Below are 15528 nucleotides of genomic sequence, written 5' to 3' on the forward strand. Positions count from 1 at the left end.
GACGTTGCTTTCATTGCCCCTCGTGCTTAAGTTGTTCCCATCTGGAAATGGTCTTTTTGACCAATCTTGGCGTCGATCTGCACCTTTGCTTGTGCGGCGACCTGCAGGTCGCCGCCGCACAAACGCTTGATTTTCTTGATATTGGCCAAACCGGGACCCGCCGCGTAGCGGTGGGACTGAGCACCCGAAGGGTGTGAAGAAAAATCCTCATTTCCAGATTGGAAACTGGGTTCTATAGGGAAATCATTTCCGGGCGCTCTCGGGGCTCCTGCACGCAGGTGGAACCTGTGGGAAAAATCGCTCGTTTCCGGATCGGAAAGACCCGAGCGCGCTGATTTACGAGGACGCGTGACGGCCGCCGGCGGTCACGTCCCTTCAGGAGGGCAATCCCATGAAAGGTATGGAATGGTATCTGATCATGAGCCTGTTTGCAGGGCTCTGGATGGTGTTCATGATGAACGGGTCGGGGCTGGCGGAAGGCGGGGAAGAGCGCCTGAAGAAGGCGACCTTTGCGGGCGGTTGCTTCTGGTGTATGGAAAAACCGTTCGAAGAACTGCCCGGGGTCGTGTCGGTCAGGTCGGGGTATGCCGGGGGCACGACGGGGGACCCGACCTACGAGACCTACTCGGAGGGCGGCCACCTGGAGGTGATCGAGGTGCTCTACGACCCGGAGGTGGTTTCCTACGAGAAACTCCTGGACGTCTTCTGGCGTCAGGTGGACCCGACGGACCCGAACGGGCAGTTCGTCGATCGAGGGCCGCACTACGCGACCGCCGTCTTCTACCATGACGAGGACCAGAGGCGATCGGCGGAGTCATCCAAGGCCGAACTGGAAAGGCGCGGCGTCTTCAACGGGCCCATTGTGACGCCGATCCTGCCCGCCGGAAAATTCTACCCTGCCGAGGATTACCATCAGGACTATTACCGGAAAAATCCCATCCGCTATAGATTTTACCGTCAGGGCTCGGGGCGGGATGCATTTCTAGAGAAGGTCTGGGGAAAAGGCTCCGGACGTTTCACAGACGCCGAACTCCGGAAGAGGCTCACCCCGCTGCAATACTCGGTCATCCGGGAGGAGCGTACAGAACCCCCTTTCGACAACGCCTATTGGGACAATCACCGTGAGGGCCTCTATGTCGATGTCCTGTCAGGGGAGCCCCTCTTCAGTTCGCGCGACAAATTCGATTCGGGCACGGGGTGGCCGAGTTTCACGCAGCCCGTGGCTCCTGAAAACATCGTGCAGAAAGAAGATCGGAAGCTGTTTACCGTCCGGACAGAAATCAGCAGCCGCGCCGCGGATTCCCACCTCGGGCACGTCTTTACGGACGGACCTCCGCCGACAGGGCTCCGCTACTGCATCAACTCGGCGGCCCTCCGCTTCATCCCGGTCAAGGATCTCGAAAAAGAGGGGTACGGCGCATTTCTGCCGCTTTTCGGCAAGTAGCGTCCTCTCCTTCTCCCGTTCCCGGGCTTCCAGGACCGATCTCCCAACCGCTTTTCGGGGTTGGATCTCGGCGCGGGGGAGTCTGCCGGTTGAAAAGCCCGGGTGGCGGTACGACCCAACCTTTTGAAAAGCCTTACAGCTCGATGGACTGGCCGGGCTCGAGCACGATCGCTTCGGCCGCCGTTTCTTTTTTGACCCGGTCGGCCCACTGCTGCGGGTCCTGACGGATGACATCGAACGTGTTGTAATGGATGGGGATGACCCGCTTCGGTTGGATCAGCTTGACCGCCCGGAGGGCGTCGTCGGGGCCCATGGTGAAGTTGTCGCCGATCGGCAGGATGGCCAGATCGATGCCCTCCTCACCGATTAGCTTCATGTCGTAGAAAAGACCCGTGTCGCATGCGTGATAGATCTTTTTACCCTGAATGGTCAGGAGGAAGCCGCAGGGGTTGCCGCCGTAGGTGCCGTCCGGCAGCGCGGAGCCGTGGTGGGCGATGGTCAGCTTGACGCGCCCCCAGGGGAAATCGAATCCGCCTCCGATGTGCATGGGATGGGCCTTTTCGACGCCTTGTGCAGAGAGCCAGTTCTGGATCTCGAAATTCGAGATCGTGGTCGCTTGGCAGCGTTTGGCGATCGCCACGGCATCGCCCACATGGTCGCCGTGGCCGTGCGAGACGAGGATAAAGTCGGGATTCAGCTGGTTCGCCTCGACAGGGGCGGTCGGATTGCCGGTGAGGAACGGGTCGATGAGCAGGCGCGCGTCGCCGGTTTCTATCATGAAGCAGGCGTGCCCGTACCAGGTCACTTTGATGGCCATGTTCAAACCTCCTGATCGTCAGGGATTGGTCGCCCAATCGGTTTTCATTGCCGTGTTCGCCTTTCGTTGCGCTCTGCGCGTTTCCGGGTTGCCGGCGGGCCTGAGCCCGGGGCCGTTGAGGAAAACGGCATCGAACTTGAAGATACAACACTGCCGGATTCGATTCAAGCCATGTCCGATGGCCGCGGCCGGGATGGGACAACGGTGCGGGCCGCCCGGAGTGGCTTGGCCCAGGCGAAAGCCGGTTGAATTGAGCGTTTGGAAGGATTAGACTGGTTTCAGTCCGGAAATGGTCTTTTTGACCGATCTCGGCGTCGATTTGCACGTTTGCTTGTGCGGCGGCCACCAGGACGTCTGCGTGTAAGAACTTGATTTCTTTTATATTATCGAAGTATGGCCCCGCCGCGGACCGGTAAGACTGAGCGGGGAAGCGGTGAGGGTAACGCCTCATTTCCGGATGGGAAACAGAGTCGTGCCGGATCAGCATTTCCGCTGATGGGCGAACGGCGTCGGAATGCGGATAAGGCAGGGGAGATGCCGAAGGTTTCTGATAGATTAGCGGGGTGCTCGAAGGGCCGGATCGTGCGGGTGGCAGCGGCCTTGGCATGGCTTTGCTGCGGGGTCGGCGGCCTCGGTTGCCATCCGTTCCGTCCGGAGCCGAGGGCGCTGGAAAGCGGGCTTCTGCCGGAGCGCTACACGCTGGGCGATGCGGTGAAGGCGCCGCCCGAGCGCTGGTGGGAGACCTTCGAAGATTCTGAACTCAATGCCCTGGTCGATGAGGCCCTGGCTGCGAACCCGACGCTGCAGCAGGTCTGGGCAAGACTGCAGCAGGCCCGGGCGTTGGCGGTGCAGGCCGGCTCGGCCCTCTACCCGGACCTTACGGTGAACGCGGGTGTCGGGTATTCCCATCTCCATGGCGAGGGCAGCAGCGGCGCCTTGCGGACCGCGGGCGGCGACGATTATTCCCTGGGGGCCATGAGCCGCTATGAAGTCGACCTGTGGGGAAAGATCCGCTCCGAGCGTGAGGCGGCCCTCCTCCAGGTGGATGCGACGCGGGAAGACGTCAACGCCGCGGCCATGACGCTCGCCGCCGAGGTGACCCGGCTCTGGGCGGCTGTGATTGCGCAGCGGATGCAGCGCGCACTTCTCGATGAACAGCTGCGGATAAACACCATCTACCTCGAGCTGGTCAATCTGCGTTTCCGGATGGCGCTTGGTTCAGCCCTCGATGTGTATCAGCAGCAGCAGATCCTGGAGCGCGTGAAGGCCGAGATCCCTCTGGTGGAAGAGCAGGAGAGACTCGGTTTGCATCAGTTGGCGGTGCTCCTCGGAAAGCCTCCGGGCGCCGAACTTCCCATCGGCCGGACGGCTTTGCCGGCCCCGTCTTCGGTTCCGGCCACCGGGCTCCCGGCGGGGCTTCTGACGGCGCGTCCGGATGTTCGTGCCTCCGTGCTGCGGCTCGATGCGGCAGACTGGCAGGTGGCTGCGGCGCGGGCCGACAGGCTGCCGAACCTGACGCTGAAGGCCGATTTCACCCTGGGCTCCGATGAACTGAGCCGACTCTTCGATCAGTGGCTTTTCAGCCTGGCGGCGGATCTTGCGGCCCCCGTCTTCGATGGGCGCCGCCGTGCAGCCGAGGTGGCGCGTACGCGCGCGGTCGCGGAGGAGACGCTTGCCCGCCACAGGGAGGTCGTGTTGACGGCCGTTCGCGAAGTGGAAGATGCCCTCGTGACGGAGACGGCCCTGCGGGAGCATATCGCCGCGGTGGAAAGGCAGCTCGCGACGGCGAAACGCGCCCTGAGCGAGGCGCAGGAGCGCTACCGCAAAGGGTTGAACGATTATCTCCCGGTTTTGACACAGATCCTGAGCACCCAGGAGCTGCAGCTGAATCTGATCCAGCGCCGCAACGAGCTTCTGGTGGCGAGGGTGAATCTCTACCGCGCCCTCGGAGGGGGGTGGACGGCGGACCTCAGCCCGGAAAAGGGGTTGCGGCCGGAAAATTCCGAAGGGGTTGGCAAGCATGACAGCTGAACCGGCAACCGGGACGAATCGGGGCGTTTCGGCCCCGGATGCATCCAATGGCCCTGCGAGGGCGCGGTGGCGCCTGGTGATCCGGGTGATCCTGCCGCTTTTGATCCTGGCCGGCGGGATTGCCGGGGCGACCTATATCAAGAACACGGCACCGAAGGCACCACGCAAGCCGCCCGAAAAGCATGCGCCCCTGGTGCGGGTGATCGATGTGAAGCCGTCGCGTGAGCCTGTCATCCTGCCGGTTATGGGGACCGTGATCCCCGCGCGGGAGATCTCCCTGGAGGCCCGTGTCGCGGGCGAGGTGGTTTTTGCGGCGCCGAACTTCGTCGAGGGGGGGCATTTCCGGGAGGGGGATGTCATCCTGCGGCTGGATGCGGCTGACTACAAGTTGGCCGTAGCCCGGAAAGAAAGCGCCGTCGTAGACGCCCGCTATCAGCTGCGGGTAGAAGAGGGGCGGCAGGCCGTGGCGAGGCGCGAGTGGGAGATCCTCAATCAGGGCCGCCCGGCCGATCCGCTGGACGAGGACTTGGCGCTCAGAAAGCCGCACCTGGAGAAGGCGAAGGCGGACCTTGCGGCCGTGGAGGCGGACCTCGCCCAGGCGAGGCTCGACCTCGATCGGACTGTCGTGCGTGCCCCGTTCAATGCGGTGGTCCGTACGAGAAACGTCGCCATCGGATCGCAGGTGTCGGCGCAGGAAGAGTTGGCCCGGCTAGTCGGGACCGACGTCTACTGGGTGCAGGTCTCGGTCCCGGTGGATCGGCTGAAGTGGATCGACTTTCCGCGGAAGGACAAAGAACGAGGATCTCCGGCCCGGGTGAGCTATTCGGGCGGCTACGAGCGGGAGGCTTGGATCCTCCGGCTCCTGAGCGACCTCGACACCGAGGGGAGGCTGGCGCGTGTCCTTCTGGTCGTCCATGATCCGCTCGATCTCGAGGGGAACGGGCCGCACCAGCCTCCCCTGCTGATCGGGGAGTACGTACGGGCCGAGATCATCGGGAAGGATCTGGCCGATGTCGTGCGCATCCCTCGATCGGCCCTGCGTGATGGGGACCAGGTGTGGCTCGTGGGGGATGACGGGCTCCTGGAGTTCAGGCGGGTTGAAACGGTCTGGCGCGATGCCGACTTCGTTCTGATAGACGGTGGCCTTGGGGGTGGTGGCCGGCTGATCGTTTCGGATCTCGCTTCAGCGGTGCCGGGGATGGCTGTCAGGGTGGAGGCGCCGGAGGAAGGAGCGTCCCCCGAAAAACCCGGAAACAGAGGATGATGCAGGGGTGAGCTCGAAGATGGCGGAAGGCCTGGATCCTTCGACGACGCGTGGTCCGATCGCCTACATGGCGCGCAACCATGTCGCCGCCAACCTGTTGATGGTGGTGTTCCTGGTCGGCGGCTTGATCTGGGGGAGCCGGATCAAGCAGGAGGTCTTCCCGGATTTCGACCTGGACATCGTGAACGTGAGCGTGCCCTACCCCGGAGCGAGCCCTGAGGAGGTCGAGCAGGGGATCGTGCTTGCGGTCGAGGAGGCGGTTCTCGGCCTCGACGGGGTCGACAAGGTGACGGCGACGGCGCGGGAGGGCGTCGGTACGGTGACCATCGAGGCTCTGGTGGGCGCCGACATCCAGAAGCTTGCACAGGACGTGCAGAACGAGGTCGATCGCATTACGTCCTTCCCGGAGGAGTCGGAGGAGCCGCGGGTCGAGATCGCCACGCGGCGCCGCGAGGTGGTCACCCTCATCATCTACGGGGAGCGGGATGAGCGTGTCCTGCGGGATACGGCCGAAAATATCCGGGACGGGCTCCTTCAGGAGCCGGGGATTACCCAGGTCGAGCTTTCGGGCGCGCGCAATCTCGAGATCGGGATCGAGGTCCCGCAGCACAACCTCCGCAACTACAATCTTACCCTGGAAGAGGTGGCCCGTCGGGTGCGGGCGACCGCGGTGGAGGTCGCCGGCGGCGGGGTCAAGACCGAGGGGGGCGAGGTCCTCGTCCGGATGAAGGAGCGGCGCGACTGGGGACGGGAGTTCGCCCGCATTCCGGTTATTACCGCCAACGACGGGACGCAGGTGCGGCTCGAAGACATTGCGGCGATCATCGACGGCTTCGAAGACACCGATCAGTATGCGACCTATGACGGAAAGCCGGCGATCATGGTCGCCGTCTATCGCGTGGGCGATCAGACCCCGATCGCCGTGTCCGCGGCGGTCAAGACGTTCGTGGAACGGTATCGTCCAGACCTGCTGCCCGGCCTTTCGATCGCCGTCCTCAATGACCGTTCGGACATCTACCGCCAGCGTCTGGAACTCCTCATGGTCAACGGCCTGGTCGGGTTGGTCCTGGTTTTTCTGCTCTTGGGTCTGTTCCTGGAGGCACGCCTGGCCTTTTGGGTCGCACTGGGTATTCCGATCTCTTTCATGGGGGCGCTTCTCTTTCTGCCGGCGATGGACGTCAGCATCAACATGATGTCTATGTTCGCCTTCATCGTGGCCCTGGGGATTGTGGTGGATGACGCGATCGTCGTCGGGGAAAACGTCTACCATAACCGTCAGGAGGGGATGTCCATGATGGCCGCAGTGGTCGCGGGCGCGCGCGATGTATCCATGCCTGTCACCTTCAGTATCCTGACCAACATTGCGGCCTTTGTGCCCCTTGCTTTCGTTCCGGGTGTCATCGGAAAGATCTTCAAGACCATTCCGCTCGTGGTTATCACGGTGTTCATGATTTCCCTTATCGAGAGCCTGCTGATCCTGCCGGCCCATCTCGCGCACCAGCGGGACCGCGCGCCGAAAGGCCTTTTCGGGTGGATTCACCGGCGCCAGCAGGGGTTCAGCGCCTGGTTTTCGCGCAATGTCCGGGAGCGCTATGGTCCATTTATCGATGCGGCCCTGCGAAACCGCTATCTGACCCTGGCCATCGGGGCGGTGGTGCTGCTGCTGACAGTCAGCTACGTCATGAGCGGACGGCTGGGGATGACCCTTTTCCCGAAGATCGAGGCGGACTATGCCTTCGTGGAAGCGGCGCTCCCTTATGGATCCGCGGTGTCGCGGACCGAAGCCGTGCGCGACCACCTGATTCAGACGGCGCGCGAGGTGGGGGAGGAAAACGGCGGGGTCAGGCTTGTCAAGGGAATCTACGCCGAGATCGGCAGCAGCGACGAGGGCGTGGGCGGCGGACATTCCCTCCAGGTTCGCGTGTATCTGACGGACCCCGACGTACGCCCGATCTCGACGGTCCGGTTCATCGAGGCCTGGCGGAAGAAGGTGGGTGAGATCGCCGGGCTCGACAGCCTGTCCCTCCAATCCGACCGGGGAGGGCCCGGTTCGGGGGCGGCGCTCACCGTGGAATTGACGCACCAGGACCTCGAGGTCCTCGAAAAGGCCGGGGAGGATCTGGCCGACACCCTTAGTGGGTTTGCGAGTGTCAAAGATATCGACGATGGATTTTCCCCCGGGAAGCAGCAGTTGGATTTCACGGTCCGGCCGGAAGGGAGGGCTCTCGGGCTGACGGCCCAGGAGGTCGCCTGGCAGGTGCGCAATGCCTTTTACGGGGCTGAGGTCCTGCGCCAGCAGCGGGGCCGGAACGAGGTCAAAGTGATGGTGCGCCTACCGCTCGAAGAGCGCGTTTCGGAGTACAACATCGAGGAACTGATGCTGCTGGCTCCGAACGGCGCCGAGGTGCCCATCCGTCAGGCGGTGGATGTCGAACGCGGCCGGGCCTATACGGAGATCGACCGGCGCGCCGGACGGCGGGTGATCTACGTGACGGCGGACGTTGAACCGCAGAGCCAGGCGGGGTGGGTCCTGGATGCCATAAAGGCCGATGCCCTGCCGATGCTGATGGACCGCTACCCGGGGCTGCGATACAGCTTCGAGGGCAAACAGGCGGATATGGCCGAGAGCATGCAGAGTCTGGTGAGCGGTTTGCTGCTCGCGATGCTGGCGATTTACGCCCTCCTTGCCATTCCGTTCAAGAGCTACATCCAGCCGGCGATCGTCATGATGAGCATCCCGTTCGGCATCGTGGGGGCGGTGCTGGGCCACATGCTCATGGGCTACAGCCTGAGCGTCATGAGCATGTTCGGGGTGGTGGCTCTCTCCGGGGTGGTCGTGAACGACTCCCTCGTCCTGATCGAATACACCAACCGGCTGCGGCGGGCGGGGGCATCGGCCCATGACGCCGTTCAGGCGGCCGGCATCCAGCGCTTCCGGCCGATTCTCCTGACGACCCTGACCACCTTCGGGGGGCTGGCCCCCATGATCTTCGAGACGTCCCGGCAGGCCCGCTTCATGATACCGATGGCCATCTCCCTCGGGTTTGGCATCGTCTTCGCGACGTTCATCACCCTCATCCTGGTGCCTTGCCTCTACATGGTCATCGATGATGTGGTCCGCCTTTTCAGCGCGGCGCGCCGTGCTCCGGAAGGACGACTCGAGCCCGATGTCCATCCGGATGCGCGCTCCGGGCCAAGCGCCTGACACATTCATCGAATCCGAGCCCGCCGGCAAAGGCTCGCGCCGGCAGAGGAGACAGGTCCGCCGCGCTTTTCCCATCGATCTTGCCTGTTCGATTATCCCCTTTGGAGATTTCTTGCCTGGACAGAACCGACGGCTTCGTTCTATAAATCACCCGGGTTACATTGATCGTTGCCGATTTCCATCCGGTAAGGGGCTTTCCGGCCGATCTCGACATAGATTTGCACGTTTGCTTGTGCGGCGCGAACCAGAGGTTGGCTCCTCGCAAACGTGAGATTTCCCGAATATCGTCCAAAGAGGGATTTGCCGCGTGTGAAAGAACCGGGACCTATCCCGTAAGGATGGGACTGAGCAGGGCAAGCCCGTGAAGACGAATCATTATTTTCCGATTGGACATCTGCCCATGCTCGATAAAGATATCCTGATGGACACGGCTGAAAAAGAAAGGGACAAGCCATGAAAACGAGACTCTCCATCCTCTGTGACAACTGCATCCTGGGCTCGGGCTTCATTGGGGAGCATGGGTTCAGCGTCCTGATCGAACGCGACGGGGAACGCTCCCTCTTCGACACGGGGCCGGGCCTTTCGCTGCCCCTCAACCTGAAGCGCTTCAAGACCGACCTGAGAGACCTCTCCAGGATCTTCATCAGCCATGGACACTACGACCACACGGGGGGGCTCGAATACGCCGTCGAACAGGCCGGACCTGTCGAGATCGTTGCGCACCCCGATGTCTTCGCCCGCCACATGGTGGAGGACCCTGCGCGCAGCGACACCGCACCGCGCTACATCGGCTGCCCGTTCACGCGCGAGAGCCTGGAGGCGAAAGGCGCCCGGTTCCGCTTTCTGGACCACACCGAAGAAGCGGCCCCCGGCATCTGGTTCCTTGCCGGACTGAACCCGCCGCTCGACCGTCGGCCGAAGGACGACCGGCTGCTCCTCGAAAAGGAGGGCCGGATCGGCCCTGATCTCATGCCGGACGATGCGAGCCTCCTGATCCAGACGGACAAGGGCCCGATTCTGCTGCTCGGCTGTGCCCATGCCGGGGTGCTCAACATCCTCGAGTACCTGGAACACGACATGGGAATCCATCAGCTTCACGCCGTCCTCGGGGGGACCCACCTCATGTTCTACGGGCCCGAGATGGTCCCGGCCTTTGCCGAAAAGATCCGCCGCTTCTCCGTTTCCCTTCTGGCCGTCTCGCACTGCACCGGGCTTGGCCCTACGCTCCAACTGGCCCAACTCCTCGGCGACCGCTTCACCATCGCCGCCGTAGGGCGCGTCTTCGACTTTTAGAGAAAGGGAGGTCGGGTGTGTAAGGTCTGTCCAGCCGGACTCAGGGTTCACTGGTCGTGGCGCGCAATTTCAGGCCAAGCGCCCTGACGACCTTCATGACCGTGGCGAATTCGGGGTTCCCTTCGGGCGACAATGCCTTATATAGACTTTCGCGGCCGAGTCCCGTCTCACGTGCGATATCCGCCATTCCTTTGGCGCGCGCGATGTCCCCCAAAGCAGCCGCAACAAGGGCAGGGTCACCGTCTTCCAGGGCAGCTTCCAGATAGGCGGCCATGTCCTCTTTGCTTTCTAAATGTTCTGCAGCATCCCAGGGTCGCGTTTTGGTCTTCTTGGGCATACCAGCCTCCTAAAGTCCTCGTGCCAGTTCTAACGCTGTCTTGATGTCTCGATTCTGGCTGCGCTTATCGCCGCCGGCGAGCAGGATCACAGCCGTCTCTCCGTGCCGGGTATAATAGATTCGATAGCCCGGGAGCGCAGTCGATACGCAGTTCCGAGACGCCCTCTCCCACTGGTTTCACGCCACCGGGGTTGGCCAATGTCAATCGACGAATGCCCGTATTGATCCGAGCCCGCGCCTGCCGATCGCGCAGGCTTTTGAACCATTCAGCATACTCATCGGTTTGGCGGACTTCGATCATGAGTCAAAAGTATCCTATAGAATACAAAAATGCAAGAACGGCCTTGCCCTTCTAAAGAACTGATTTTCTGCAAACTCGGGCAATAGTTGGTCTACTTCCGGTATGCCGCTGTCTCCACTGGTTGGCACAGGTCCGACTTCGTCATCCTGATCAGGAGTATGTTCGATGCAGTTGCTGATGAGCATGGTCCGGGCTTGTCAGCCGCTTTTGCGGCGGCCGATGACCAGGACACCGTCCCGTCGGGCTTCAGGAAGATGGATGACAAGCCTGTTCATTGTCAAGGCCGCACGTAGCGATTCCCCCTGGAGCGGAAGCAGGGAAAATCCCCATGTGAGCGCCTGTCCACCTGACCGAAACAAAAAAGGGAGTTATCGCTTGCGGATAACTCCCTCTGATTGCAGACATTTCATGGTGGAGCTGATCGGGATCGAACCGACGACCTCATGACTGCCAGTCATGCGCTCTCCCAACTGAGCTACAGCCCCAAGGAATTTAAACACTATAGCAAAAGCCGCAAAGGCCTGTCAATATCATATTGACAGCATGGGGGCATTTTCCCTATAATCTCGGTCATTCCTCAGAAACGCCGGAGTGGTGAAACTGGTAGACGCGCTGGACTCAAAATCCAGTGGACTTTCCGTCCGTGTCGGTTCGATTCCGACCTCCGGCACCAGTAGACTCAAGGGTTTGGGCTATGTGCTCGAACCCTTTTTTTGTTTTTGGAAGTGCAAAGACATCCCTGCAAATAGGCTTCATAAATATTGCATTGTTCTGACCATGTTCTTGTGGTATCCACTTATTCCAACCGGCTTTGGCGAAGAGCTTGTCAAATCGTTCTCGACGCTGTAAGGTGTTGCAGATCCGCGTGGACCCTATGATCCTGGTTCTCAATGCCCGGATGATCCCTTGTTCGTCTCTGCCTGCCTTGGTAGATCTGCCTTCGCGCGCGGTTTTATATCTGCCGGTGTTGATGCTCGATGTCTGATTGAACTGAAAATCATTGAATGAGGGTGTGACAGTCGGTAAGCGTTGTATGTTCATAGTAAGCTCGATTCGTAGATAGATCGATCGAACCTATGCGGGAACCAGAAAAACAAAAAAAGGGGACGGATTTGTTCTTCGCTAAGCGGAAAGCAAATCTGTCCCCTTTTTGCTTCCCCCTCCTGGTATTGGCCTTTGTCCTGCTATCCTTCTTTCAGATCTCCTCCGCGCAAGAGAACCGGCCGCCCCTGAGGACGCCGATTTCCTCCGCGGCCGAGGTAGATTACCCGCCTTTCTGTTTTATCGATGCGGAAGGGCGAGCGACCGGTTTTTCGATTGAGCTCATGCGGGCGGCGGTCAATGCCATGGGACGGGATGTCACGTTTCGCAAAGGCACCTGGTCCGATGTCAAGGGATGGCTCGAGCAAGGGGAGGTGCAGGCGCTGCCGCTGGTCGGACGGACGTCGGAACGGGAATCCTTTTTCGACTTCACTTTCCCTTACATGTTGCTGCACGGGGCGATCGTCGTCCGTGAGGGGACGGCCGATATCTTCAATCTGGAGGATCTACGCGGACGAAAGGTGGCCGTGATGAAGGCCGACAATGCGGAGGAGTTTCTGCGGCGGGAAGATCGCGGGATGGAGATAACCACCACCGCGACCTCCGAGGAGGCCCTGCGTCAACTGTCGGAGGGGCTTTATGACGCGGTGGTTATTCAGCGGTTGGTCGCCCTCCGCCTCATTCAGGAGCATGGATTCACCAACCTGCATGTCGTCAACCAGCCGATCGACGGATTCCGCCAGGATTTCTGCTTCGCCGTCAAGGAGGGGGACCGGGACACTTTGGCCCTGCTGAACGAAGGGTTGGCCCTGGTCATGGCCGACGGGACCTACCGCCACCTGCACGCCAAGTGGTTTGCCGCTATGGAACTGCCGCAACGGCGCATCGTGATCGGGGGAGACCACAACTACCCGCCGTATGAGTTCCTGAACGAAAAGGGGCGGCCGGACGGTTACAATGTCGAACTCACGCGGGCCATCGCGCGGGCGATGGGTTTGGACGTCGAGATTCGTCTCGGGCCCTGGGCGGAGATCTTGAAGGCCCTGGAAAGCGGTCAGGTCGACGCCATGCAGGGGATGTTTTATTCTCCTGAGCGCGACCGCACCTTGAACTTCTCCCAGGCGCACACGATGAATCAGTATGTCAGCGTCGTGCGCAGAGGAACCGGGCCCCCACCGGCTTCGCTGGCGGATCTTGCAGACAGGCGCATCATTGTTCAGGATCGGGATGTCATCCAAGATTTCCTCGAAAGTCACGGGCTTGGAGAGCAGTTGATCCTGGCAGAGACCCAGGAGGAAGTGCTGCGCGGAGTAGCTGCAGGAAAGGGGGACTGCGGGCTGGTGGTGCGCATCAGTGCGCTCCATTTTATGCAGAAACACGGCTGGAAAGACCTGACGCTCGGGCGGCACGCATTTTTGACTGCAGAGTACTGCTACGCCGCTCCCGAAAACCGCAAGGCCCTCCTGACCCAACTTGGCGAGGGGCTGGAGATGATCCGGCAGAGCGGAGAGTACCGGCGGATTCACGAGAAGTGGCTGGGCGTCTATGAGCAGGGTCCTCTTCGTCTTCTGGTGGTTTTGCGCTACCTCGCCCTCGTCGCTGGACCGCTGCTTCTCCTCCTACTGGCGTTTTTCCTCTGGTCGTGGTCTTTGCGCAAACAGGTGGCGCGTCGAACCAGCGAACTCAAGAAAAGCGAGATGCTTCTGACGGCGATCATCGAATCCATCGCGGCGCCGGTCTTTTATAAGGATACGAAGGGGGTCTACCTTGGCTGCAACCAGGCCTTTTCGAAGTTCATCGGCCTGCCGAAGGAGTCGATCATCGGCGCGACCGCCTTCGACCTGACCTCGAAGGAGCTGGCGCAGCGGTATTTCGAGGCCGATCAGGCCCTGCTTCGGGAGGAGAAGACCCAGATTTATGAAAGCGAGGTGCTCGACGGGAAAGGTTCGCCGCGCCGGGTGATTTTCCACAAGGCCCTTTTCCGGGCTCCGGATGGGGTGGTCGAAGGCATCGCCGGTGCTATGGTCGATATTACCGATCTCAAGCTCGCCCAGGAACGGATCGAACACCTGAACCGTGTCCTGCGGGCTATCCGTGAAGTCAACCAGTTGATCGTCCGGGAGCGGGACCGGGACACGCTGATTCACGAAGGCTGCCGCCTGCTGGCGGACAGCCGAGGCTACGCTTGGGCCCTGATCATTCTGACCGATGAGGACGACCGGCCGGTCTTCTGGGCCGAATCGGGGATGGAAGAGGGTTCGCGGAAGCTTGTTGCCATGCTCGAAGAGGGGCGGTTGCCGCCGTGTACGCAGCGTGTCTGGCCGGAGCCGAGGGTCCTGGTGACCGACGATCGGGAGGACCTGTGCGGCGGCTGTCCAATCGGTGCGGAGTGCGCCGGGATCCAGTCGATGTGCGTGGCGTTGGCCCATGACGGCAAAAGGTTCGGATACCTCCTGGCCACCCTGGATGAGCGCATCGGTGTGGACGAGGAGGAGCAGTCGCTTTTCGCCGAGATGGCAGGCGATCTGGCCTATGCCCTGCGCATGTTCGAAGTCGAGGAGGCCCGGGAGCGGATCGAACGCGCGCACGATTCCATGCAGTCCCAGATGCTCCAGGCGCAGAAGATGGAGTCCATAGGACGTCTTGCCGGCGGCGTCGCCCATGACTACAACAACATGCTGAGCGTTATCCTCGGGTACGCCGAAATGGCCACTGGTAGGGTGCGCCCCGATGATCCTCTTTACGCCGATCTGCAGGAGATTCGAAAGGCGGCGAACCGCTCGGCCGAGATCACCCGCCAGCTCCTGGCCTTTGCCCGCAAACAGACGGTCAAGCCCGAGATTCTCAACCTGAATGAGACCGTGGAAGGGATGCTCAGGATGCTCCGGCGCCTGATTGGCGAGGATATCACGCTTGTCTGGCTTGGTGGATCGAAGATCTGGCCGGTGAAGATGGATCCGGTTCAGCTCGACCAGGTCCTGGCGAACCTTTGCATCAATGCGCGGGATGCAATTGCCGGGGTGGGTTCCATCACCATCGAGACGGAGAATGTGACCCTGGACGAGGTCTATTGTACCGAGTATGTCGATGCGTCGCCCGGAGATTACTTAGTTCTAACCGTGGGCGATACCGGCAGCGGGATGGACCGTGAGACCCTCGACCGGATCTTCGAGCCGTTTTTTACCACGAAAGGGGTCGGAAAGGGGACAGGCCTCGGGCTGCCGACGGTCTACGGCATTGTCCGGCAGAACAACGGCTTTATCCATGTCTACAGCGAACCGGGGGAGGGTTCGACCTTCAGGATCTACCTGCCGAGGTATGTCGGGGACGATGCGCAGGGCGGAAGGCCGGGAGCCGATCAGGGGCGGGTGCCGCAGGGGCGGGGGGAGACGGTGCTGCTCGTGGAAGATGATCCGGGGATGCGGAAGATGGCCGAGACGATGCTCCAGAGCCTGGGATACCGAGTGCTGGCTGCGGAGTCTTCGGATGATGCTATACGTCTCGTGAGAGAGCATCCCGGCGGGATCGAGCTTCTGATTACGGACGTGGTGATGCCTGATATGAACGGGCGCCAATTGGCGGGGAAGCTTCTCGAGATCGAACCGGATCTCAAATGCCTCTTCATGTCCGGCTACACGGCCAATGTCATCGCCCACCACGGTGTTCTCGACAAAGACGTGCATTTCATCGAGAAACCGTTTTCCATCAAGGTCATTGCGGAGAAGATTCGTGAGATACTGTGACGACGAAAAGGGGACGTTTTTTTTGTAGATAAAGGATAATTCCGCCTCCTTT

At 61.2% G+C, this 15528-nt stretch carries 9 protein-coding genes, 2 tRNA genes and 1 pseudogene; 8 read left to right on the top strand and 4 right to left on the bottom strand.

The window, feature by feature from the left end; genetic code table 11:
* The first annotated feature begins 47 nt into the window (after window positions 1-47).
* Complete coding sequence (locus tag ACZ500_RS25820; RefSeq protein ID WP_464230309.1) at window positions 48-197, top strand: hypothetical protein; 150 nt, start codon at window positions 48-50, stop codon at window positions 195-197.
* A gap of 257 nt (window positions 198-454) precedes the next feature.
* Window positions 455-1444: a peptide-methionine (R)-S-oxide reductase MsrB gene (gene msrB / locus ACZ500_RS25825; protein ID WP_464233122.1), complete on the top strand. Its 990-nt coding sequence runs from the start codon at window positions 455-457 to the stop codon at window positions 1442-1444.
* Between the two features lie 133 nt (window positions 1445-1577).
* Here msrB and ACZ500_RS25830 read toward each other — a convergent pair whose 3' ends face one another.
* Complete coding sequence (locus tag ACZ500_RS25830; RefSeq protein WP_464230310.1) at window positions 1578-2261, bottom strand: metal-dependent hydrolase; 684 nt, start codon at window positions 2259-2261, stop codon at window positions 1578-1580.
* A 495-nt stretch (window positions 2262-2756) separates the two neighbouring features.
* On the opposite strand from ACZ500_RS25830, the gene ACZ500_RS25835 reads away from it, so the two are divergent.
* The 4 genes from ACZ500_RS25835 (at window position 2757) to ACZ500_RS25850 (ending at window position 10054) form a co-directional block, all read left to right on the top strand.
* Window positions 2757-4292 carry an efflux transporter outer membrane subunit gene (locus ACZ500_RS25835; protein WP_464230311.1) on the top strand — a complete coding sequence of 512 codons (1536 nt, stop codon included), beginning with the start codon at window positions 2757-2759 and terminating at the stop codon, window positions 4290-4292.
* On the top strand, window positions 4282-5556 hold the full coding sequence (locus tag ACZ500_RS25840) for an efflux RND transporter periplasmic adaptor subunit (RefSeq protein ID WP_464230313.1): 1275 nt from the start codon (window positions 4282-4284) through the stop codon (window positions 5554-5556). Before ACZ500_RS25835 ends, ACZ500_RS25840 begins: the two co-directional genes overlap by 11 nt.
* A 7-nt stretch (window positions 5557-5563) precedes the next feature.
* Complete coding sequence (locus ACZ500_RS25845; RefSeq protein WP_464230314.1) at window positions 5564-8761, top strand: efflux RND transporter permease subunit; 3198 nt, start codon at window positions 5564-5566, stop codon at window positions 8759-8761.
* A 453-nt stretch (window positions 8762-9214) separates the two neighbouring features.
* Window positions 9215-10054, top strand: a complete 840-nt coding sequence (locus tag ACZ500_RS25850) for an MBL fold metallo-hydrolase (RefSeq protein ID WP_464230315.1) — start codon at window positions 9215-9217, stop codon at window positions 10052-10054.
* A 40-nt stretch (window positions 10055-10094) separates the two neighbouring features.
* Here the strand turns inward: ACZ500_RS25850 and ACZ500_RS25855 are convergent, their stop codons facing one another.
* The 3 genes and pseudogenes from ACZ500_RS25855 to ACZ500_RS25865 all read right to left on the bottom strand — a co-directional run bounded on the left by ACZ500_RS25855 (window position 10095) and on the right by ACZ500_RS25865 (window position 11177).
* Complete coding sequence (locus ACZ500_RS25855; protein ID WP_464230316.1) at window positions 10095-10391, bottom strand: addiction module antidote protein; 297 nt, start codon at window positions 10389-10391, stop codon at window positions 10095-10097.
* A 9-nt stretch (window positions 10392-10400) separates the two neighbouring features.
* Window positions 10401-10692, bottom strand: a pseudogene (locus tag ACZ500_RS25860) (type II toxin-antitoxin system RelE/ParE family toxin).
* A gap of 409 nt (window positions 10693-11101) precedes the next feature.
* A tRNA-Ala gene (locus ACZ500_RS25865) sits at window positions 11102-11177 on the bottom strand.
* Between the two features lie 100 nt (window positions 11178-11277).
* On the opposite strand from ACZ500_RS25865, the gene ACZ500_RS25870 reads away from it, so the two are divergent.
* Both ACZ500_RS25870 and ACZ500_RS25875 read left to right on the top strand, forming a co-directional pair.
* Window positions 11278-11365: transfer RNA gene (locus tag ACZ500_RS25870), tRNA-Leu, on the top strand.
* A 439-nt stretch (window positions 11366-11804) separates the two neighbouring features.
* Window positions 11805-15476, top strand: a complete 3672-nt coding sequence (locus ACZ500_RS25875; protein ID WP_464230317.1) for a transporter substrate-binding domain-containing protein — start codon at window positions 11805-11807, stop codon at window positions 15474-15476.
* The last annotated feature ends 52 nt before the right edge of the window (window positions 15477-15528 follow it).

The sequence above is a fragment of the Desulfatiglans parachlorophenolica genome (assembly GCF_055394735.1).

Coding starts and splice junctions, on each gene's coding strand:
- ACZ500_RS25820 (WP_464230309.1), top strand. CDS start 48: ATGGTCTTTTTGACCAATCTTGGCGTCGATCTGCACCTTTGCTTGTGC.
- ACZ500_RS25835 (WP_464230311.1), top strand. CDS start 2,757: ATGGGCGAACGGCGTCGGAATGCGGATAAGGCAGGGGAGATGCCGAAG.
- ACZ500_RS25840 (WP_464230313.1), top strand. CDS start 4,282: ATGACAGCTGAACCGGCAACCGGGACGAATCGGGGCGTTTCGGCCCCG.
- ACZ500_RS25850 (WP_464230315.1), top strand. CDS start 9,215: ATGAAAACGAGACTCTCCATCCTCTGTGACAACTGCATCCTGGGCTCG.
- ACZ500_RS25830 (WP_464230310.1), bottom strand. CDS start 2,261: ATGGCCATCAAAGTGACCTGGTACGGGCACGCCTGCTTCATGATAGAA.
- ACZ500_RS25855 (WP_464230316.1), bottom strand. CDS start 10,391: ATGCCCAAGAAGACCAAAACGCGACCCTGGGATGCTGCAGAACATTTA.
- msrB (WP_464233122.1), top strand. CDS start 455: ATGAACGGGTCGGGGCTGGCGGAAGGCGGGGAAGAGCGCCTGAAGAAG.